Source organism: Bradyrhizobium sp. ORS 285 (assembly GCF_900176205.1).
Lineage (GTDB): Bacteria > Pseudomonadota > Alphaproteobacteria > Rhizobiales > Xanthobacteraceae > Bradyrhizobium.
Genome location: NZ_LT859959.1, coordinates 4156962 through 4178143 on the forward strand (window position 1 = coordinate 4156962; position 21182 = coordinate 4178143).

Annotated in this window: 21 protein-coding genes; 4 read left to right on the plus strand and 17 right to left on the minus strand. The window is 65.7% G+C overall.

Annotated elements, in window-relative coordinates; all coding sequences use genetic code 11:
- Positions 1-1662 (minus strand): acetolactate synthase large subunit, encoded by a 1662-nt coding sequence (locus BRAD285_RS18780; RefSeq protein ID WP_006612741.1) that lies wholly within the window; start codon positions 1660-1662, stop codon positions 1-3.
- Positions 1663-1814: 152 nt separating this feature from the next.
- Here BRAD285_RS18780 and BRAD285_RS18785 point away from each other — a divergent pair, with 152 nt between their 5' ends.
- Positions 1815-2858 (plus strand): LysR family transcriptional regulator, encoded by a 1044-nt coding sequence (locus BRAD285_RS18785; protein ID WP_006612740.1) that lies wholly within the window; start codon positions 1815-1817, stop codon positions 2856-2858.
- Between the two features lie 21 nt (positions 2859-2879).
- Here BRAD285_RS18785 and BRAD285_RS18790 read toward each other — a convergent pair whose 3' ends face one another.
- From BRAD285_RS18790 to rpoZ, 12 genes are all read right to left on the minus strand, one after another.
- Positions 2880-3284, minus strand: coding sequence for an ACT domain-containing protein (locus BRAD285_RS18790; protein WP_006612739.1), 405 nt, complete (start codon positions 3282-3284; stop codon positions 2880-2882).
- Positions 3285-3289: 5 nt separating this feature from the next.
- Positions 3290-4276: a glutathione S-transferase family protein gene (locus BRAD285_RS18795; RefSeq protein WP_006612738.1), complete on the minus strand. Its 987-nt coding sequence runs from the start codon at positions 4274-4276 to the stop codon at positions 3290-3292.
- 152 nt (positions 4277-4428) lie between these two features.
- Entirely contained in the window at positions 4429-5475 is a 1047-nt protein-coding gene (locus BRAD285_RS18800; RefSeq protein WP_006612737.1) for a DUF2278 family protein, read from the minus strand.
- A 151-nt stretch (positions 5476-5626) separates the two neighbouring features.
- Positions 5627-6379, minus strand: a complete 753-nt coding sequence (gene recO / locus BRAD285_RS18805; protein WP_006612736.1) for a DNA repair protein RecO — start codon at positions 6377-6379, stop codon at positions 5627-5629.
- Between the two features lie 147 nt (positions 6380-6526).
- Positions 6527-6907 carry a hypothetical protein gene (locus BRAD285_RS18810; RefSeq protein ID WP_006612735.1) on the minus strand — a complete coding sequence of 127 codons (381 nt, stop codon included), beginning with the start codon at positions 6905-6907 and terminating at the stop codon, positions 6527-6529.
- Between the two features lie 2 nt (positions 6908-6909).
- Positions 6910-7836: a GTPase Era gene (gene era / locus BRAD285_RS18815; protein ID WP_006612734.1), complete on the minus strand. Its 927-nt coding sequence runs from the start codon at positions 7834-7836 to the stop codon at positions 6910-6912.
- On the minus strand, positions 7826-8929 hold the full coding sequence (rnc, locus tag BRAD285_RS18820; RefSeq protein ID WP_006612733.1) for a ribonuclease III: 1104 nt from the start codon (positions 8927-8929) through the stop codon (positions 7826-7828). The genes era and rnc overlap by 11 nt, the downstream gene beginning before the upstream one ends.
- Positions 8926-9687: a signal peptidase I gene (lepB, locus tag BRAD285_RS18825; RefSeq protein WP_006612732.1), complete on the minus strand. Its 762-nt coding sequence runs from the start codon at positions 9685-9687 to the stop codon at positions 8926-8928. Before lepB ends, rnc begins: the two co-directional genes overlap by 4 nt.
- 312 nt (positions 9688-9999) lie before the next feature.
- On the minus strand, positions 10000-10419 hold the full coding sequence (acpS, locus tag BRAD285_RS18830) for a holo-ACP synthase (protein WP_006612731.1): 420 nt from the start codon (positions 10417-10419) through the stop codon (positions 10000-10002).
- A gap of 12 nt (positions 10420-10431) precedes the next feature.
- A complete protein-coding gene (locus BRAD285_RS18835) occupies positions 10432-11193 on the minus strand; it encodes a pyridoxine 5'-phosphate synthase (RefSeq protein ID WP_006612730.1) in 762 nt (253 codons plus the stop codon).
- Positions 11194-11275: 82 nt separating this feature from the next.
- Complete coding sequence (locus tag BRAD285_RS18840) at positions 11276-13582, minus strand: bifunctional (p)ppGpp synthetase/guanosine-3',5'-bis(diphosphate) 3'-pyrophosphohydrolase (protein WP_006612729.1); 2307 nt, start codon at positions 13580-13582, stop codon at positions 11276-11278.
- Between the two features lie 168 nt (positions 13583-13750).
- Positions 13751-14143, minus strand: coding sequence for a DNA-directed RNA polymerase subunit omega (gene rpoZ / locus BRAD285_RS18845; protein WP_006612728.1), 393 nt, complete (start codon positions 14141-14143; stop codon positions 13751-13753).
- Between the two features lie 360 nt (positions 14144-14503).
- Here rpoZ and BRAD285_RS18850 point away from each other — a divergent pair, with 360 nt between their 5' ends.
- Together BRAD285_RS18850 and BRAD285_RS18855 are read left to right on the plus strand one after the other, a co-directional pair.
- Complete coding sequence (locus BRAD285_RS18850) at positions 14504-15160, plus strand: NYN domain-containing protein (protein WP_006612727.1); 657 nt, start codon at positions 14504-14506, stop codon at positions 15158-15160.
- Positions 15141-15845: a uracil-DNA glycosylase gene (locus BRAD285_RS18855; protein WP_006612726.1), complete on the plus strand. Its 705-nt coding sequence runs from the start codon at positions 15141-15143 to the stop codon at positions 15843-15845. The genes BRAD285_RS18850 and BRAD285_RS18855 overlap by 20 nt, the downstream gene beginning before the upstream one ends.
- Positions 15846-16009: 164 nt before the next feature.
- Here BRAD285_RS18855 and BRAD285_RS18860 read toward each other — a convergent pair whose 3' ends face one another.
- From BRAD285_RS18860 to dapA, 4 genes are read right to left on the minus strand one after another with little or no spacing between them, the layout of a single operon-like run.
- Positions 16010-16594, minus strand: a complete 585-nt coding sequence (locus BRAD285_RS18860; protein ID WP_006612725.1) for a peroxiredoxin — start codon at positions 16592-16594, stop codon at positions 16010-16012.
- Positions 16595-16654: 60 nt separating this feature from the next.
- Positions 16655-17128: an SsrA-binding protein SmpB gene (gene smpB / locus BRAD285_RS18865; RefSeq protein ID WP_006612724.1), complete on the minus strand. Its 474-nt coding sequence runs from the start codon at positions 17126-17128 to the stop codon at positions 16655-16657.
- Between the two features lies 1 nt (position 17129).
- Positions 17130-17546 carry a large conductance mechanosensitive channel protein MscL gene (gene mscL / locus BRAD285_RS18870; protein ID WP_006612723.1) on the minus strand — a complete coding sequence of 139 codons (417 nt, stop codon included), beginning with the start codon at positions 17544-17546 and terminating at the stop codon, positions 17130-17132.
- 38 nt (positions 17547-17584) lie between these two features.
- The gene (gene dapA / locus BRAD285_RS18875; protein WP_006612722.1) at positions 17585-18475 is read right to left on the minus strand and encodes a 4-hydroxy-tetrahydrodipicolinate synthase; all 891 of its coding nucleotides are present in this window, start codon (positions 18473-18475) and stop codon (positions 17585-17587) included.
- Positions 18476-18879: 404 nt separating this feature from the next.
- On the opposite strand from dapA, the gene BRAD285_RS18880 reads away from it, so the two are divergent.
- Positions 18880-21156: a lytic transglycosylase domain-containing protein gene (locus BRAD285_RS18880; RefSeq protein ID WP_050886904.1), complete on the plus strand. Its 2277-nt coding sequence runs from the start codon at positions 18880-18882 to the stop codon at positions 21154-21156.
- Positions 21157-21182 lie beyond the last annotated feature (26 nt).

A 21182-nucleotide genomic window follows, 5' to 3' on the forward strand; every position in this document is an offset into this window, starting at 1 on the left:
TCACGGCGCCAGCTTGCGCTTGAGCATGCGCGCCATCGGCAGCGGCATGCGGTCGAGCGATCCCAGCAGATGCGGCAGCAGCTTCAGCTTGAGGCCGCTCAGCGTCGGCGGCACCATCGCCTCGATCAGATGCGGCCCTGGCCGTTCCAGCGCGCCCTTCAGCGCGTTGGTGAATTCATCGGGCGTGCTGACGCGGGTCGCGCGCACGCCCATGCCGTCGGCGATCTGCGCCAGCTTCAACACAGGACCATGTAGATCGAGCTGCGCCTTGGCTTTCGGCCCGATCTCCTCGGCGCCGACGCGTTCGAGCTCGACATTGAGCACGGAGTAAGAGGCGTTGTTGAAGATGACGGCGGTGACGTTGAGGCGTTCGCGGGCGATCGTCCACAGCGACTGGATGGTGTACATCGAGCTGCCGTCGCCGATCAGCGCGATCACCGGGCGATCGGGACAGGCAATCGCCGCACCGATCGCATTCGGCAGCCCCTGCCCGATCGCGCCGCCGGTCAAGGTGATCAGGTCATGCCGCGGCGCACCGGCGGTGAACTTCGGCAGCATCAGCCCGGAGCTGATCGCCTCGTCGACGATGATGGCGTTCTCGGGCAGCAGATGACCGACGGCTTTGCAGACCTTCTCCGCCGTGAGCTTCTTGCCGCGCGGCCGTCCGGGCCGCCACGGCGCGGACACCACCGGCGTGGCGCCGTCCGCCCCGAGGGCCTTGGCGAGCCGGGCCAGACTGCATTCGGCGGCCTGCGACGGCGTCGACAAGGTCACGACCTCGCAGCCGTCATGCGGCAGATAGCTGCGCTTGCCGGGATAGGCGAAGAACGACACCGGCGCCTTGGCGTCGACCAGGATCAGCGTATCGATCTCCTTGAGCTGGACCTGCGCCATCTCCGCAAGATAGGCGATGCGCTCGACCTGCGGCAGGTCGGCGCCGCGCTCCATGCGCGTCGGAAACGTCTCGGCGAACACCTTCACCCCGCAAGCCGCGGCAATGCGCGCGGCCCACAGCAGCGACTCCTCGTGCAGCGCCGTGCCGCCGAGCAGCAACGCGCAGCGGCCGCCCGCCTTGATGATGTCGGCGACCGCCTGCACGGTCGCATCATCGGCCGGCGGCGGACGCTCGATGTCCGGACCCGGCTCGGGCACGCCGCCCTCGCCCCAGGACACGTCGGCGGGCAGGATCAAGGTCGCGACCTGGCCCGGCCACGAGCACGCCGCCTTCACCGCCGCGACGGCGTCGCGGCACAGCTCGGAGGTCACCTGCGACGTCCAGACGAAATTCGGCGAGACGTTGCGTGCGACGGTCTCGATGTCGGACTGGAGCTGCGCGTCATATGGGACGTGATAGGTGGCGTGGTCGCCGACGATGTTGACCACGGGGACCTTGCCCTTGCGCGCATTGTGCAGGTTGGCGAGGCCGTTGCCGAGCCCGCAGCCGAGATGCAGCAGCGTTGCCGCGGGCATGCCGGTCATACGGGCGTAGCCATCCGCCGCGCCGGTCGCGACGCCTTCGAACAGGCACAGCACCGCGCGCATCTCCGGGGCGGAATCCAGCGCCGCGACGAAATGCATCTCAGAGGTGCCGGGATTGGTGAAGCAGACCCGAATGCCGGAATTGACCAGGGTCCGGATCAGAGCTTGTGCGCCATTGGGCATGAAAAGCCTCTTATAGGGCGGCGCCGTGTCTCAAGCCCGAGCTGATCGGCCTCGCTCCGGCGTTCCCCGCAATTTGTTTCTGCCATTGTGGGATTGACCGGCTCAGAAATCCAATGAATTGTTATGGCAGGATCAATGAGCTGGTGTCATCGATGCACACGCCCTCCCTGCGGCAGTTGCAGCAGCTGGTCTACCTGGCGGAAGAGCGGCATTTCGCCCGCGCCGCCAAGCGCGCGCACGTCACGCAGTCAGCGCTGAGCCGCAGCTTGCAGAGCTTGGAGGACAGCGCGGGGATGCGGCTGTTCGACCGCAGCTCGCGCTCGGTCGAGATCACCCCCGTCGGTGAGCGGCTGGTGGCGCGCGCCCGCGCGCTGCTGTCGGGCGCCGACGATCTCGGCCGCGAGATGCGGCTGCTGCGCTCGGGAGATGCCGGCGAGGTGACGGTCGGCGTCGGCGCGTTCACGGGCCTGACGCTGCTGCCGGACGCGATGGCACGGCTGTATTCGGAGCATCCGTCGGTGCGCTTGACGGTCGTGCAGGACAATTGGCGTGCTCTCATGGAGGTGCTGCAACAGGGCAAGCTCGATTTCTTCCTGGCGCACACCACCGAGATCCGCGCCGATGACAGCCTCGAGATCGAGCCGCTCGGCAGCCTGCCCGGACATTTCTACTGCCGGGCCGCGCATCCCCTGGCCGGACGGCGCGAACTCTCGGCCCGCGATCTCGCCGGCCAGCACTTCGCCTCGGTCGCGCTGCCGCCGGAATTCAGCCGGCGACTGGATGAGTTGATCGCGTCGCCGGGGGAACGCGGCTTCGAGGTCGCGCTCGAATCCGAGAATGCCGGCCTGCTGGTGCAGATGGCGCTGCGCTCGGACGTCATTCTCGTCGCCGGCGATGCGGTTCTCACCCAGGAGCTCGCCTCCGGCCAGTTGGTTCGACTCAACATAGCTGAACTAAGCGAGCCACGCGCGTCGGACCTGCTGCTGGCGCAGTTCGGCATCCTGCGGCTGAAGGGCCGGACCCTGTCGCCGGCAGCGATGATGCTGATGGACCTGGTGCGGGCACAGGCCGCGCGGACGCTGACGGGACCGCGCCGGCCGCCCGCTCCCCGCGCCGCACGAACCACGCGATCCCGGCCGGCCCCACGCAAGAAGCCGCCCCCAGCGAGACGCAGGCACAGCAGGGGCAAAGCCTGACTGCGGTGCCGATCCGCGGATTCACTTGGCGTTGCGGGACATCTCCCGCAGAACGGTCAGCGCCTGCTCCGCCTGCGCTTCAGGTACGAACAGGTGATCATGATGAAACGCCGAGACCGCATTGACGCTGATGCCGGCGGCCGCCAGCGCCGTGGTCACGGCGGCCAGGAAGCCGACCGCGTCGAGCGCGGAATGCACCGATAGCGTGATCAGGCGGGCGGCGAACTGATAGGTCAGGCCGGCCTGCTCGGCCTCCTCACGCCGGACGATCAGCGTGAGGCCTTCACGCTCACGAAACAGCATCAGCGGCGTCAGCGCAGCGGGAGGCTCGTGGCCGGCAGCCAGGCTGCAGAACACGAAGACACCCTCCTGCAACTCGGGCGTCATCTTCAGCAGCAGCGCGCCGAGGTTACGTTCGCCTGCCATGGCGATCAGCGAGACGCGAGCCGCTCGCGGCCATGCGGCGCGGTGAAGTCCTGCTGCGGTCCGACCGGCACGATGCCCGTGGGATTGATGGTGAGGTGGCTCTCGTAATAATGCCCCTTGATGTGCTGGAAATTCACCGTCGCGGCGATTCCCGGCCATTGGTAAAGATCGCGCGTATAGGCCGCGAGATGCGGATAATCGGCGATGCGGCGGATGTTGCACTTGAAGTGGCCGACATAGACGGCATCGAAGCGGATCAGCGTCGTGAACAGGCGGATATCGGCCTCAGTCATGGCGTCACCGAGCAGGAAGCGGCGCGTCGCCAGGCGCTCCTCGAGCCAATCCAGCGTCGCGAACAGCGGCGCGATCGCCTCCTCATAGGCGGCTTGCGTGGTCGCGAAGCCGCATTTGTAGACGCCGTTGTTGAGCGTGTCGTAGATGCGCGCATTGATCGCGTCGATCTCGGCGCGCAGGGCTTCAGGATAGTAATCGCCTGGCGCGGCTCCGATACCGTCGAAGGCCGAGTTCAACATCCGGATGATCTCGGAGGACTCGTTGTTCACGATCCTCCGCTGCGCCTTGTCCCACAGCACCGGCACGGTGACCCGGCCGGAATAATGCGGATCGGCCGCGGTATAGACCTGGTGCAGAACCTCGGCATGATTGATGCCATCGGCGACGACGCCTGGCCCATCGGCAAAGGTCCAGCCCTGCTCGCGCATCAGCCAGTGTACGACCGACACCGAGATCATCCCTTCCAGCCCCTTCAGCGCGCGCATGATCAGGGTGCGGTGCGCCCAGGGACAGGCGAGGCTGACATAGAGATGATAGCGCCCCGCCTCCGCGTTGAAGCCCCCGCTGCCGGTCGGCCCCGGACTGCCATCTGATGTCACGAAGCTGCGGAAGGCCGAGTCCTTGCGGATGAAGCGGCCGCCGGACGCTGCCGTGTCGTACCAGACGTCATGCCATTGGCCGTCGACCAGAAGTCCCATCACGCTCTCCTCGGCATCAGCGCCGCGCTGCAAGCCACACTGAGCTCCCTCGCGGACCAGCGAACTGCATCAGAGGAGTACACGCCGGCCAGCCAGGGCGCCAGTGCGCCGACCCGTGTCCTGTCGGCCAGGACACGGGTGCGAAGCGCGGCTCAGGACTGGAACGGAATGGTGCGGCCCGGCTGGGCGGCCTGCTCTCGCGTATAGGACACGCCGTGCACCTTGACGGCCGCCGCGTTCAACAGCGTGATGATGCCGCCCTTGTTGGACAGCGCCACCGGCGCGGTGATCGGAACCACCATGGTCGCGCCGCGCGCGATCGTGCCTGTCAGCCGCATGACGTTCTTCTGCTTGTCCTTGATCTGCCAGCCGTCGAGATCGATGTCGACGTCGGCGGTGTTGAGCAGCGTCACCGTCTCGTGCTCCGGTGTGCGCACGTCGTTGACATAGGCCGCGATGATGCGCACCAGCCCGTCGGGCACGTCGAGTGGCGGAATGTGGTCGCGGTCGGGCGGCGTATGCGGCGCTTCCGGATGATCCGGATCGCGAGGCAGAATGACCTCGCCGCTGGCATCGTCCGAATGCCAGGCCTGGGTCTGGAATTTGAGGAAGATCGCGACCCATTGCTGCTGATCGGGAAACTCGAAGATCAGCCCGCCATCCTGCCACGGCCCGTTGTCACCGGCGAATTTGCCGGGCGGATTGCCCTGGTTGAAATGGATGTCGTGGATGCCGCGGCCAGGCTTGAAACCGAAATAGCGGTCGGCCTTGTCCTCCGGTCCCCAGGCGACGCCGAAAGCGTAGATGAACGCATTCTCGTCCGACATCGCACGTTGCACGTAAGCGTCGATCTTCTCGTTGAGATCATTGTCGGGACCGGCCGCCGACAACGGCAGCGGCTTCAGCTCCCAGGGCTGCATCAGGTTGCCGCGGATGAAGTCGAGCGCCACGCCGCCCGGTTTGCTCGGCAGCGGATGCAGCCCTTCCGAGAAGTCCTTCAAGCCATCGACGATCGGATGCTCGAAACGCGAGCGGACCAGGAATTCGACTTCGCTGCCGTCCTGAGAACGGACGTTGATGGCGATGCGATAAAGCTCGCCATCAGCTGACACCTGCACCTGATAGTGCGGGCTGCTCCCCGTCGCGAGACGGTTGCCGATGGGCCTTCCCTTCAAGAGCGAATAGTCCTTCAAAGGCATGGTCGCCTCCCCGTGTGCCCGTGGGCGGTTTCGATCACGGCGCGTGGACGCCGGCCGGGATGTCTGTCCCGGGGCTTTAGATTACAACCACTCTCCAGACGAGACTGTGAAAGACATCACGCGTGCTGCGTGCTTTCCGGGATGCGGCGGCTCACTCCGCCGACCGCGCGAGGCGGCCCCGGGCGCGCGTCATCGCGTTGATGAAGCCCTCGCGCGCATCGGAGTGGACCTGCCCACGCGGCTCCAGGACGTGGCGCAGCAGGAACAGGCCGGTCAGGCGGAAACCGTCGAGGAGATCCTGATCGGACCAGCCATGGTCCTCGTCGCTCTCGCGCAGGAATTGCGGCAACGGCAGCAACCGGTCGGCCCAAGGGGCCCCGGCGCTGCGCGACACCGCGCCGCCGGATTTCGGCGAGACATAGATCAGATCGGTGGTCTCGCCTGTCGCGGCACAGGATTCGAGATCGAGGCCGAAGCCGAGTTCGGTGAGGATTGCGAGCTCGAAGCGCACGATATGGGCGGCGGCGCCGCCGGCATCGGCGAAATCATCGAGCGCATGTTCGAGCCTGAAATACATGTCCTCGTGCGGATCCCGCTCCGGCAACAGCCGCGCCAGCGACGCCAGATGCGTGACCCCATAGGCGCCGTGGGAAGCCGACATCAAATCGGCCGCCCGCAAGGTCAAGCCATCGATCGTGTACATGCCGAGGTGCTCGTCGAGCCGCGCTCGCCAGATCGCGCGTACCGTGTTGCCCGGCTGCAGCACCGGCCGCATCCGCTTGCCGCTGGCCCCGCGGACGAGGCCGAGATGCCGGCCATGCTCACGCGTCAGCAACTCGACGACGGCGGAGGATTCGCCGTGACGCCGGATGCCGAGCACGATGCCGTCATCGGTCCATTCCATCGGGAGACGGTCTCCGGGGAGCACGACCCGACGGTCGCGCCCCAACAACGAAATCGTAGGGTGGGCAAAGCGCAGCGTGCCCACCATCCGCAGCAACGCGACTGTCGCGGCGGGCACGCTACGCTTTGCCCACCCTACACGCCAACATCACGCGTCGAACCAGCCGCGCGCATCGCCGGTGAACGAGTAGTACAGGCCGATCGTGGTCAGCGCGCAGGAGATGACCTCGATGCCGGCGTCGAGTGTCATGCCCTTCTGGCTGATGACCTCGATCAGCCCGATGTCGGACAGGACCAGCGCACCGAGCAGCACCCAGCGCGGCCAGTTCTTGCGCCGCTGCGCCGCCAGATAGACGAAATAGAACAGCAGCAGGATCATGACCCCGCTGAAGATCGTCTGCTGCGTGATCATGGATTCGGTCATGTCGAAGGTCGGCGTGCGGTCCGACACGGCAACCGACAGCGCATCCAGCATCAAGGAGATGTAGAGCAGCACTTCGAACCACAACACGTTGCGCGGCACGCTCATCGTCATTCCCTGGGGAACTCGAGCCCCATCTCCCGATAGCGGTCGGGATCGTCGCCCCAGTTCTCACGCACCTTCACGAACAGGAACAGGTGCACCGGCACGCCGGTGATCTCGGCGATCTCCTTGCGCGACTGGGCGCCGATCGACTTGATGGTCGCGCCGCCCTTGCCGAGCACGATCTTGCGCTGGCTGTCACGCTCCACGAAGATCGTCTGCTCGATGCGGATCGAGCCGTCCTTGCGCTCGGTCCAGCTGTCGGTCTCGACCGTGGACTGGTACGGCAGCTCCTGATGCAGATGCGAATAGATCTTCTCGCGGGTGATCTCGGCCGCGAGGTGGCGCATCGGCGCGTCGGACATCTGGTCTTCGGGGTAGTGGAACGGTCCCGGCGGGACCATCTCCGCCAGTGCGCGCCGGAGATCGTCGACGCCGTCGCCCGAGATCGCCGAGATCATGAAGGTGCGCGCGAAGGACAGCTTCTCATTGGCGGCCGCGACCAGCGCCAGCAGCTTTTCGCGCGGCACCAGGTCGACCTTGTTGACGACCAGGATCTTCTCGTGCGCAACCGAAGCCGCCTTGTCGATGATCGCCTGCGCCTCGTCGTCGATGCCCTTCTTGGCGTCGAGCAGCACGCAGACGAGATCGGCGTCATGCGCGCCGCTCCAGGCGGTCGTGACCATCGCGCGGTCGAGCCTTCGCTTCGGCGAGAAGATGCCGGGCGTGTCGACAAGGATGATCTGCGATTGGCCTTCGATCACGATGCCGCGGATCAGGGCGCGCGTCGTCTGCACCTTGCGTGAGACGATGGTGACCTTGGAGCCGACCAGCGCATTGACGAGGGTCGACTTGCCGACATTGGGGGCGCCGATCAGCGCGACGAAACCGCATCGGGTCGCGGTCGCCGGCCCGGCCTGTTGTTCAGCCGTCATTGCTGCCGCCGCTGACGCCTTCGCGCTCGATCATGACGGATGCTGCCACCTTCTCTGCCGCGCGCTTCGAGCCGCCAACGCCTTCGGCCGGCTCCAGGCCGGGGAGATCGACAGCGACGCGGAATTGCGGATCGTGATGCGGACCGGTGCGCTCGACCTCGCGATAGACCGGCGTCGGCAGGCCCTTGCCCTGCGCCCATTCCTGCAACACGGTTTTGGGATCGCGTAGCGGACGCCGCGGCTTGTGCATGCGCTCGGTCCAGTTGCGCTCGACGAAGCCGGAGGCGGCGGTGTAGCCGCCATCGAGGAAGATCGCGCCGATCACCGCCTCGCAGACGTCACCCAGTACCGATTTGCGCAGCCGCGCGCCGGCACCGGCACCGACCGCGCCGAGCTTGATGTCGTCGAGCAGGCCGAGCGACTTGGCCACGTCGGCGCAGCTCTCCTTGCGCACGAGGTCGGCCAGGCGCTTCGACAATTCGCCCTCGTCGGCGCTCGGAAACGAGCGATACAGCATGTCGGAGACGATCAGGCCGAGCACGTGGTCGCCGAGGAACTCGAGCCGCTGATAGCTGTCGCCGCGCTTCTTGGAGGATTTCAGCGCCGAGACATGGGTGAAGGCGGTGCTGAGCAGCGACGGATCGGCAAAGCGATGGCCGATGCGGGCCTCGATGGCGGCGTTGGCCGCCTTCTCAGCGACCTTGGCGCTCTTCGTAGCGCCGCTCCCGGCGCTCTTGGTGCGACGGCTGCCCTTGGCCTTGCCTGGCTTCTCATGGGAGTCGGTACCGGCGTCGGGCGCGGCGATCTCCGGTCCCTGCTCCGCAACCGTCCCGCTCGCGTCGGCACTGCTCGGCCTGGTGTCCGGCTTCGCCTCGATCTTGGCGTCAGGTTTGGCTTCGCTCTTAGTCTCGGCCTTCGCCTCGCTCTTAGTCTCGGTCTTTGTCTCGGTCTTGGTCTCGTTCTTGGGCTCGGCCTTCACCTCAGGCTTCGGGCGCGGCGCCGCCTTCGGCGCGGCCTCGAGGGCGGTCGCGCCGGCTTGCGGGCTCGCCGCGGCGGCCTGCGTGGTCCTGATATCGTGTGAGTCGTCGATCATCGCACGATTTTGAACAGACGTTCCCAACGGATGGACATCGGCCAGCGCCAGAACGCCCAGGCATGCTCGCCTTCCCGAATCGAGAAGAAGATCATCTGGGCGCGGCCGATGATGTTTTCGAACGGGACGTAGCCGACCGCCGTCGGCACCCGGCTGTCAGTGGAGTTGTCCCGGTTGTCGCCCATCATGAAGAAATTGCCGGGCGGCACAGTGTATACGTCAGTATTATCGTAAGGTCCGTGGTCGAAGCAATCCAAGCTCTCGTAGCTGACGCCGTTCGGCAGCGTCTCCTTCCAGCGCTTCACGCGGGCAATGGAGTCGGCCGTGCCGCAGGGATCCTCGCCGACGAAATCGGACAGCCGTTCGCGCTGGACCGGCGTGTCGTTGATGTACAGCAGGCCATCCCGCATCTGGATGCGGTCGCCGGGCAGGCCGATCACGCGCTTGATGTAGTCGATCTCGGTGTCCTTCGGCAGCCGGAACACCACGATGTCACCGCGCCGCGGCTCCGAGCCGAAGATGCGCCCCGAGAAGATGTTGGGCGACTGCGGGATCGAGAAATGGCTGTAGCCATAGGAATATTTCGAGACGAACAGATAGTCGCCGACCAGCAGCGTCGCCTTCATGGAGCCCGAGGGGATGTTGAAGGGCTGGAACAGAAAGGTGCGGATCACCAGCGCGATCAGGAGGGCATGAACGACGACACGAACGGTTTCACCGAGGCCGCTCTCAGTCTTGGTTCCGGAGGTCACGCTCATCGCTCTTTCACTGTCCCTTGGCCAATGTCTCTTGGCGAAGTCTCTGGCGAATGGTCCGAGGATTCGCCAGCCGTTGCATAACACCCCTCCGTCCGCGAACAACGTACTGTTCCGCGGTTTAAAGGAGTCTGTCCTGATTCTGGTGGTTAAGGCCAACTCCGGTTTGACCCAGAATCCGCCCGGTGAAGCCGGCTCATTCGCTGCGGGTTTTAGACGACTGCGCGGAGCGGCGCAATCAAGGGCCGCATCAAAACTGCATAACCCTCTGGAATCGATTGTTTTTTTGTTTTATCGCCCAATGGTGAACGGGGGTCAGGCCGGCTCGCTTCGCTCCGCCGAGATGATGACGAAGGCCTGCGCCAGCGGCCAGTCGTCCGTGATCGACAGGTCGATCCGGGCCTCGTGCCCCGCAGGCGTCAGCGCCTTCAGCCGCTCGGCGGCACCTCCCGTGAGTTGCATCGTCGGCCGGCCACCCGGCAGGTTGACCACCCCCATGTCCCGCCACCACACGCCCTGCCGGATGCCCGTCCCGAGCGCCTTGGAGCACGCCTCCTTGGCGGCGAAGCGCTTGGCATAGGTGGCGATGACCATCTTCTCGTTCTTGGCCCGCCGCTCGGCCTTGGCGCGCTCGGCCGGGGTGAAGATCCGGTTCAGGAAGCGCTCGCCATGGCGCTCGATCACCTCGCCGACGCGGCGGATGTCGATCAGGTCGGAGCCGATGCCGATGATCATGCTGGCGTGTTCCTACACGCCGGCCCGGGCGCGGCCCCGATCCATCGCCGCACGCATGCTCCGCACCGTCTCGGCAAGGCCCACGAACAGCGCCTCGCCCATCATGAAGTAGCCGATGTTGAGCTCGCGGATTTCCGGCAAGGTCGCTATCTGCTCGGCGGTCGCATAATCGAGACCGTGGCCGGCATGGACCTCGAGCCCGGCCGCATAGGCCTGCCGGGCGCCGGCCACGATGCGCTGCCATTCGGCCTCCGCCTTGTCGTGATGGCCGTCGGTGATGGCGTCGCACCAGCCGCCGGTGTGGATCTCGATCACCGGCGCGCGCAGCCGTGCCGCCATCTCGATCTGCGCCGGATCGGCGGCAATGAACAGCGAGACGCGGATGCCGGCCTCGCTGAGCCTCGCGATCGCAGGCGCCAGCGCGTTGTGCTGGCCAACGACGTCGAGACCGCCCTCGGTGGTCAGCTCCTCGCGCCGCTCCGGCACCAGGCAGCAGGCATGCGGCCGGGTCGCGAGCGCGATCCGCACCATCTCCTCGGTGGCCGCCATCTCGAAGTTCAGGGGCTTGGAGATCTCGGCCTTGAGCCTGGCCATGTCGTCGTCGCGGATGTGCCGCCGGTCCTCGCGCAGATGCGCGGTGATGCCGTCGGCGCCGGCCTCGATCGCCAACAGGGCCGCCCGCACCGGATCCGGCAAGCGGCCGCCCCGCGCATTCCGCAACGTGGCGATGTGATCGACATTGACGCCGAGGCGCAGCTTCGGGGGATGGGACATCGGCGGGGCTCGCAGAGTTCTCGAAACGCAGATTGCTGGTTTAACGCATCGCCAATGGAAACGCTGCCGTCAAACCCGCAGATTAGCCATTCACCCGGTCGACCCGCGCCACGATGGTCTTGGCGCGCAGCTGGTTGATGATCGCCGAGAGATGCTTGAGATCGTAGACCTCGAGGTCGATCGTGAGCTCGGTGAAGTCAGGCGAGCGCCGGCTCATGCTGATATTGTCGATGTTGCCGTCATGCTCGGCGATGACGGTCGCGACCTGCGCGAGACTGCCGGGCTCGTTGACGTTCTCGACGCGGATGCGCGCGGGGAAGCGTTGCGGCGAGGTCTCGTCGACGTCCCAGCGCACGTCGAGCCAGCGCTCGGGCTCCTCCTCGAAATCCTTCAGCGCCGGCGACTGGATCGGATAGATCGTGATCCCCTCGCCCGGCGTGACGATGCCGACGATGCGGTCGCCCGGCACCGCGCCGCCATTGGGCGCGAACTTCACCGGCAGGCCGGAATTGAGCCCGCTGATCGGAATCGCGAACGGGCCGCGGTGCGGCTCGGCCGCCGGCGACGTTGCCGCCTTTGCCGCGCCTGCCGGCGCAGCCGTCTTCTTGGCGCCGTAGCGCACGACGCGCTCTTCCTTGTAGTCCGGATACATCGCGCGCGCGACGTCGGACGCCTTGATCTCGCCGCGGCCGACCGCGGCCATCACGTCCTCGACCGAGGCGCGCGCCAGGCGCGGCAGCGCGCCCTTGAGCTTGTCGTCGGCATATTCGAGCTTGGTTCGCTCGAACAGGCGTTCGACGATGCGCCGGCCGAGCCCGGCATATTGATCGCGCACGGCGGTGCGCGTGGCGCGCCGAATCGCCGCCCGCGCCTTGCCGGTGATCGCGAGCGTCTCCCAGGCCGAGGGCGGCGCCGATTGCGCATCCGAGGTCAGCACCTCGACCTCGTCGCCGTTCTGCAGCTCCGAGGACAGCGCTGCGAACTTGCCGTTGATCTTGCAGCCGACCGCGCTGTTGCCGACGTCGGTGTGGACGGCGTAGGCGAAGTCGATCACATTTGCGTGGCGCGGCAGCGCGATCAGCTTTCCCTTCGGCGTGAAGCAGAACACCTGATCGTGAAACAGCTCGAGCTTGGTATGCTCGAGGAATTCCTCCGGATTGGCGCTCTCCGAGAGAATGCCAATGGTGTGACGCAGCCATGCGAATGCGTTGGATTCGCGCTTGAGCAGCTCGGTCGGCGAGCCGATGTCGTCCTTGTAGAAAGCGTGGGCGGCGATGCCGAGCTCGGCGATCTGGTCCATGTCCTCGGTGCGGATCTGCAGTTCGACGCGCTGCTTGCCAGGACCGATCACAGTTGTGTGTATCGAGCGATAGTCGTTCTGCTTCGGCGTCGAGATGTAGTCCTTGAAGCGGCCCGGCACGACCGGCCAGGTCGTATGCACGATGCCGAGCGCGCGATAGCAGGATTCGAGATCCGGCATGATCACGCGGAAGCCGAAGATGTCGGACAATTGCTCGAAGCCGATGGATTTGCGCTCCATCTTGGTCCAGATCGAGAAGGGCCGCTTGCGGCGGCCGAACACGCGCGCGGTCAGGCCATGGTCGCGAAACTTGCGCGCCAGCTGGCTCTCGATCTCGCCGATCAGGTTGCGATTGCGATCCGCCAGCGCATCGAGCCGCTGCATGACCACGCTGTAGGCCTGCGGGTCGAGCGTGCGGAACGAGAGATCCTCGAGCTCCTCGCGCATCTCCTGCATGCCCATGCGCCCGGCAAGGGGCGCATAGATGTCGAGCGTCTCCTCGGCGATACGGCGGCGCGAGGCCTCCGGCACGAATTCGAGCGTGCGCATGTTGTGCAACCGATCCGCGAGCTTGACCAGCAACACACGGACGTCATCGGCAATCGCCAGCAACAGCTTGCGCAGGTTCTCGGCCTGCTTGGCCTCGCGCGAGACCAGCTCGAGGCGCTTCAGCTTGGTGAGGCCCTCGACCAGCGCACCGATCTCCGGCCCGAAGAAGCGGTCGATCTCGGCACGGGTCGCCTCGGTGTCCTCGATCGTGTCGTGCAGCAGCGCCGCGACGATGGTCGCGTCGTCCAGCTTCAGGTCGGTCAAAATGGCCGCGACCTCGAGCGGATGGGTGAAATATGGATCGCCGGAGGCACGGGTCTGCGAGCCGTGCGCCTTCATCGCGTACACATACGCCCGGTTGAGGAGATCCTCGTTAGTATCCGGATTGTAGGAGCGGACCCGCTCGACGAGGTCATACTGGCGCATCATGCGCGAGCGCGGCTTCTGCGAGCGCGGCCGTTCAGCCGGCGGCGGAGGCGCCACCGCGGCCTGATCGGCCGCTGCCTGCATCTGCTGTGGAGTGTGGCCCGGAACCACCATGGAAAATGACTAAACCTTTATCTTTGGGACCGAATCCGCCGGCGGCAGGCGATTGCCGCAACGCTATGGTAATCACGAAACGCCGCTCAAATGCAAAGGCCCGGACGAGGTCCGGGCCTTCACATTCTCACAAGTTAATCCGGGCTGCGGCGGACGGTGATACGATGATCACTCGTCCTCTTCCGGCTGCTCCTCCGGAGGAGCGAGGCCCTCGAGGCCCTTCAGCAGTTCTTCCTCGGTCATGCGCTCGACCGCGACCTCGGTGTCGTCGGCATCGACGCTGGCACCGGCCGAGCCGATCAGCGGCACCGTGTCCGGCTCCGGCTCGTCGACCTCGACGAACTTCTGCAGCGAATGCACCAGTTCTTCCTTCAGATCCTCGGGAGAGATGGTCGAATCCGCAATCTCCCGGAGTGCCACAACGGGATTCTTGTCATTATCTCTGTCAATTGTAAGTTGTGATCCCGACGAGATCATGCGCGCGCGATGCGCGGCCAGGAGGACCAGGTCGAACCGGTTGTCGACCTTATCGATACAATCTTCCACAGTGACGCGCGCCATTGTCGCTCCGGTCCTTTGTGTGCTTAATATGCTGATTATGCTCGGCTAGTTATAGAGACTGACCGGCTTTCGCAAGGCCAAACTGGTGTCAGGCCTTGGTACGGGGCAAGGAGTACGGGTCGGCAACCTTGGCTGGCGATGCCCACAGGATCCGCAGAATTCGGGCCTTGGACAAGAAAACGCTTCATTACGTCGTCACAAGTGCGCCTTTGTTGCCCCGATCACTCCTATTTGCGGTATCGTCACACCAGATCAACCGCGCAAGCCTTGGCTGTATCCTTGGCAGTATCTTGAAATGGAATGCGCGACCGGCCTCGAGTCGCGCCAAGAAACAGAAGCTAACTTAACGCGAGACACTGAATGTCATCTTCGACCAACAAAATTGCGCTCTTCATTGACGGCGCCAACCTATACGCGACAGCCAAGACTCTCGGCTTCGACATCGACTACAAGCGCCTGCTCAAGGAATTTCAGAGCCGCGGCACGCTGCTGCGTGCATTCTACTACACGGCGATCATCGAGGATCAGGAGTACTCGTCGATTCGCCCGCTGATCGACTGGCTCGACTACAACGGCTACACCGTCGTCACCAAGGCGACCAAGGAATTCATCGACGCCAGCGGCCGCCGCAAGGTCAAGGGCAACATGGACATCGAGCTCGCCGTCGACGCCATGGAGCTCGCCGAGCACATCGACCAGATGGTGCTGTTCTCGGGCGACGGCGACTTCCGCTCGCTGGTCGAAGCGATGCAGCGCCGCGGCGTTCGCGTCACCGTGATCTCGACGATCTCGAGCCAGCCGCCGATGATCGCCGACGAGCTGCGCCGCCAAGCCGACGTCTTCACCGACCTCGTCGAGCTGCAGTCGAAGCTCGGCCGCGATCCGTCCGAACGCCCTGCCCCGCGCGAGCCGCGTCACCATTCGCCGCAGTTCCTGCAGCGCTCGACCGCGCCGGCCGCTCGGACTCCCACGCCCTCCACCACGTCCACGTCCCCCGATGACGACTTCGAGGACTAGAACGGTCGCGCGCGGCGCCCGGAAGACCGATTCGGCCTCACCTCCCTCAGCAGCACATCCGACCGATCCCGATCGCGACTGTCCGCTGTGTCCCCGTCTGGTTGATTTCCGCAACACGCAGCGGGCGCGCGAACCATCCTGGTTCAACGCGCCCGTTCCGTCGTTCGGGGATGCAAACGCGCGCCTCCTGATCGTCGGCCTGGCGCCGGGACTGCAGGGCGCCAATCGCACCGGCCGCCCCTTCACCGGCGATTACGCCGGCGAGCTGCTCTATGGGACACTGCTGCATTACGGCTTTGCAAAAGGCCGCTTCGAGGCGCGCCCGGACGACGGGTTGACGCTGGTCGATTGCCGCATCAGCAACGCGGTGCGTTGCGTGCCGCCGCAGAACAAGCCGCTGCCGGCCGAGATCAACCAGTGCCGCAGCTTCCTCGGCGCCAGCATCGCCGCGATGCCCCGCCTGCGCAGCATCGTCGCGCTCGGCCGCATCTCGCATGACACGATGCTGAAGCTGCTCGGCCTGCGCGCCGTCGCCGCCCCCTTCGCCCACGGCGCCGTGCATCAGGCCGGCGGCATCAGGCTGTACGACAGCTATCACTGCTCGCGCTACAACACGAACACCGGCGTGCTGACGACCGAGATGTTCCACGCCGTGTTCGCGCGCGTGAAGGCGGAGCTGGATTAGGTCGGCCTCGCGTAGGGTGGGCAAAGGCGCAGCACCGCTCTTTCCCCACGCGGGATCGCGATGGCGCCGTGCCCACCATCTTGCTGATGCGTTCGCCGAACGACGGTGGGCACGCTGCCACCTTCGGTGACCGCTTTGCCCACGCTACCCCGCCTCTCGTACAATCATGTCGTAGCGAGGGGTTTGTCCTTCAGCCACGCCAGCACATCGCCCGCGTTCCGGTCCGGCGGAAACACCGGATAGAACACGTGGGTGATGCGGGCGTCGTCCACGATCAGCGCGAGACGCTTGATGAGGGTCAGCCCGGCGATCTCCATCGTCGGCAGCCGCAGCGCCTGCGTCAGCTCGAGCTTCTCGTCGGAGAGCACCGGGAACGGCAGATGCAGGCGCGAGGCCATTTCGGTCTGATAGGCATTGCTCTGCGTCGACAGGCCGAAGACATGCGCGGCGCCGGCGGCCTTGAGCTCGCCGAACAGGTCGCGGAAGCTGCAGGTCTGCGGCGTGCAGCCGCGCGCGCCCGGGATCATGTCCCAGTCCTCGACGAGCGACACCTTGCCGGGCTCGCCGGTGCGCGGATAGGCGAACACCACCGTGCGCCCCGGGAGCTCCGACAGTGTGACCAGCGTATCGTTGGTGGCGCGGAGCCCGATCGACGGAAGTGTCATGCCGGCCAGATGATCGGCTGCGCCATCATCGGTCGGCGCCGGGATGACGCTCCAATCGACGTCCAACAGGTTCTTCTGGTTCATCGATCGCCTCCCTGCTCAGCCGGACGGCAAAGGAGAGCGCGGCAACAGCTTAAGGCCTCGTTACCCGCGCGCCCGCAGCAGCCGGCCCTTCTCGCGGCCCCAATCGCGCTTCTTCTCGCTCTCGCGCTTGTCGTGCAGCTTCTTGCCCTTGGCGATGGCGAGTAGCAGCTTGGCGCGGCCGCGCTCGTTGAAATAGAGCTTGAGCGGGATCAGCGTCATGCCCTCGCGGTCGACCGCGCCCATCAGCTTGTTGATCTGCTTGCGATGCAGCAGCAGCTTGCGCGGCCGCTTCGGCTCGTGGTTGAAGCGGTTGGCCTGCAGATATTCGGGAATGTTGGCGTTGATCAGCCAGATCTCGCCGTCGCGGGAATCCGCATAGGATTCCGCGATCGTCGACTTGCCGCTGCGGACCGACTTCACCTCAGTCCCGGTCAGCGCGATGCCGGCCTCGATGGTGTCCTCGATCGCGTAGTTGAACCGCGCCTTGCGGTTCTCGGCGGCGACTGTGATCTTCGGCTCGTTGTTATTCGCCACGTCAGGCTTTCTTCAGGAGATCCCTGATTTCGGTCAGAAGCTCGACCTCGGCGGTGGGCTTCGCCGGGGCCGCGGGCGCCGCCTCCTGCTTGCGCTTCAGCTTGTTCATGCCGCGGATGATCATGAACAGCACGAAGGCGACGATGAAGAAGTTCAGCGTCAGCGTCAGGAAGCTGCCATAGGCCAGAACCGCGCCCTGCTTCTTGGCGTCAGCCAGGTTGGTTGCGTTGACCGCCTTGGAGAGCGGAATGAAATAGTTCGAGAAGTCGAGGCCGCCGGTGATCGCACCGATGATCGGCATGATGACGTCACCGACCAGCGAGTTGACGATGGCGCCGAAGGCCGCGCCGATGATGACGCCGACCGCGAGGTCGACGACGTTGCCCTTCATCGCGAATTCACGAAATTCCTTCAACATGTCTGTCTCCCCCTCAGACTTGCAAGAAACGACTGAACTCAGTTGATCAGACCCGCGTGAACCATGGCATCGCGGACGGCAACCCGCGTCGGCTCGGACACCGGCACCATCGGCAGCCGCAGCTTCTCCTCGATCTTGCCGAGCAGCGACAGCGCATACTTCACCGGCGCCGGATTGGACTCGATGAACAGATTGGTGTGCAGTGGCATCAGCTTGTCGTGGATCTTCAGCGCGGTCGCGACATCGCCCTTCTGCCAGGCCTTGTGGAACTCGGCACACAGCCGCGGCGCGACGTTCGAGGTGACGGAGATGCAGCCATGGCCACCATGGGCCATGTAACCGATGATGGTCGCATCCTCGCCCGACAGCTGGTTGAAGTCCTCGCCCAGCACCGCGCGTTGCTGCGACACCCGCACCATGCTGGCGGTCGCGTCCTTCACGCCGGCGATGTTCTTCAGATCATACAGCCGCTTCATCGTATCGACGGACATGTCGATCACCGAGCGCGGCGGGATGTTGTAGATGATGATCGGAATGCCGATCGCGTCGTTGATCGCCTTGAAATGCTGATACAGGCCTTCCTGCGTCGGCTTGTTGTAGTACGGCGTCACCACCAGAACCGCATCCGCTCCGGCCTTCTCGGCGTGCTGAGCCAGCTCGACGGCCTCCTTGGTCGAATTGGAGCCGGCGCCGGCCACCACCGGGACCTTGCCCTTGGCCTCGGCGATGCACCACTCGACCACGCGCTTGTGCTCGTCATGGCTCAAGGTCGGGCTCTCGCCGGTCGTGCCCACCGGCACGAGACCGTTGGTGCCCTCATCGATCTGCCAGTTCACGAGGCTGCGGAACGCCGCCTCGTCCACGGAGCCGTTCTTGAAGGGGGTCACGAGGGCCGTGAAAGAGCCTCGGAAATTCGTCTTGGCCGCCATGAAACTCCCTCCCAAACGCTTGTTGCCCCAGAGCGAAGCGCACTTCATACCGGGTCTGGACATCCGGCGGAAGGCCTGCCCTGATCCCGGCTGCCTTCTCAACAGGCACGCGCGCCGGCCGAATCGGTCCCGGCTCGAGCCAGCGCCGGCAAGCAGCACGAGGTACCGTCCCGGCCGGACTCGGGCCGAACTGGCAGTTCCATCTGCGTTGCAGAGCCGCAGCGCCGCCCTTCGGTCGTGATTTCGCCGCGGTGTTGGCGCAGGTTGAATCCGATCCCGGTACATTTAGTATTTGTTCACCTTTTCGATAGACCAAGGTCGTCAGGGATCGAAGTCACCCGCCGCAAAGGAACGCCGTGCCCTTTTTTGCCCGCGCCGCCGCATTGCGATCGACCGCCCTGTCGATGTCTCTCTCGGTGTCCCTGGCCGCCAGCCTGACGCTCGGCTGGGCTCTGGTGGACATCGCCCTTGCAAAAGACAAGGTTCCGCTGCCGAAAGCGCGGCCCATTGCGCGCAGCGCGATGCCGGCAACCGCCCCCAAGGAAGCCGAGTCCCGCAGCAAGCAGGACGCCCGCGCCGAGGCCAAGGCGGACCTAAAGGCGGACACGAAGGCCGACATCAAGAGTGGCGCCAAGGCAGCGGCGGGCGAGCCGCTTCGCGTTGCTCCCCGGGACATCACGCCGGCTGCGACGATGAGCCTGCCGCCGCGCCAGCACGCGGCCATTCCCGCTTCCCGCAAGCCGATCATGCCTGCGGCGGTCGCGGTGACGTCTTCGACCTCGCAATCCGACAAGGATGCGCTCGAAAACGTGATCGAGCTGGTGCGCAAGCGGAAGCCTGATGACGCCACCCAGGTCGAGCAGGCGATCTCCGATCCGGTCGCGCGCAAGCTTGCCGAATGGGTCATCCTGCGCAGCGACAACAACAACGCCACCGTCGAGCGCTACCGCGCCTTCATCACCGCCAATCCGAGCTGGCCGTCGCAGAGCTTCCTGCGCCGCCGGCTGGAAGCGGCGCTGTGGGACGACAAGCGCGACGATTCCGTCGTGTGGTCCTGGTTCGAGAACGAATCGCCGCTATCGGCCAAGGGCCGGTTCGCGCTCGCCCGCGCGATGCTCAACCGCGGCGATCGCGCCAATGCCGAGCGTCTGGTGCGCGAAGCCTGGCGCAACGACACGATGTCCGAGGACACCGAGAACGTCATCCTCGACCAGTTCGGCGCCCTGCTCTCCGGCGGCGACCACAAGGCGCGCATGGACACGCTGCTGTATGGCAGCGAGCACGAGGCGGCGCTGCGGGCGGCGCGTCGGCTCGGCTCGGGTCACGTCGCGCTGGCCAAGGCGCGGATCGCGACCTACCGCAAAGCCTCCAACAGCCAGGCGCTGCTCGACGCCGTTCCGCGCGAGCTGCATGGCGACGCCGGCTTTATCTTCAGCCGCATCCAGGTGCTGAGGCGCGACGAGAACTTCACGGAAGCCGCCCAGCTGATGCTGAGCGCGCCGAAGGATCCCGGCCGGCTGCACAATCTCGACGAATGGTGGATCGAGCGCCGCCTGCTGGCGCGCAAGATGATCGACACCGGCGAGTATCGCAGCGCCTATCTGATCGCCCGCGACGCCGCGCTGCCCAACCGCGACATCTACAAGACCGAGCAGGAGTTCACCGCGGGCTGGATCGCGCTGCGATTCCTCAAGGACCCGGCGACGGCCGCCCAGCACTTTGCGCGCATCGGCGTCGGCAGCGTCAATCCGACCACGCTGGCACGTGCGGGCTATTGGCAGGGGCGCGCAGCCGAAGCGATGGGCCGGATGCAGGAGGCTCGCGCGGCCTACACATCGGCGGCGGAGCAGTCGACGAGCTATTACGGTCAGCTGGCGCGCGCCAAGCTCGGCCTGCCGCAGCTCGGCCTCAATGCGGCGCCGGCCGGGCGCGGCCGCGGTGTCGAGCGGCTGGAAGTGGTCCGCGCGGTGCAGCTGCTCTACGACCTCGACGAGGGCGAGGTCGCGATCCCGATCTTCTCCGACATGGGCGACAATGGCGATCCCGACGTGCTGCTGGGCCTGGCCGAAATCGCCGCCCGCAACAGCGATGCTCGGGCGACGCTGCTGGTCGGCAAGGCCGCGCTCAATCGCGGGCTGCCGTTCGATCATTACGCCTATCCGGTCAACGGCATCCCGGCGTTCCGCTCGATCGGCCCGGAGGTCGAGCAGAGCGTGATCTTCTCGATCGCGCGCCAGGAGAGCGCCTTCAACCAGGCGGTGGTGTCGCCGGCGCAAGCCTATGGCTTGATGCAGGTGACCCCCGATGCGGGCCGCTATGTCTGCAAACGCGCAGGCGTCAGCTTCGACCTGAACCGGATGAAGACCGACCCCGTCTACAACGCCCAGCTTGGCGCAGCCGAGCTCGGCGGCCTGCTCGAGGACTATCGCGGCTCGTACATCATGACGTTCGCGGCCTATAATGCCGGCCGCGGCAGCGTGAGAAAATGGATTGAGCGCTATGGCGATCCGCGCGATCCCAAGGTCGACGCCGTCGACTGGGTGGAGCTGATCCCGTTCGCGGAGACCCGCAACTACGTGCAGCGGGTGATGGAGAATCTGCAGGTCTATCGCGCCCGCTTCGGCGGCGGCTCGCGGCTGCAGATCGAGGCCGATCTGCGCCGCGGCGCGGTGATCGAGTAGCGAGTAGCGAGTAGCGAGTAGCGAGT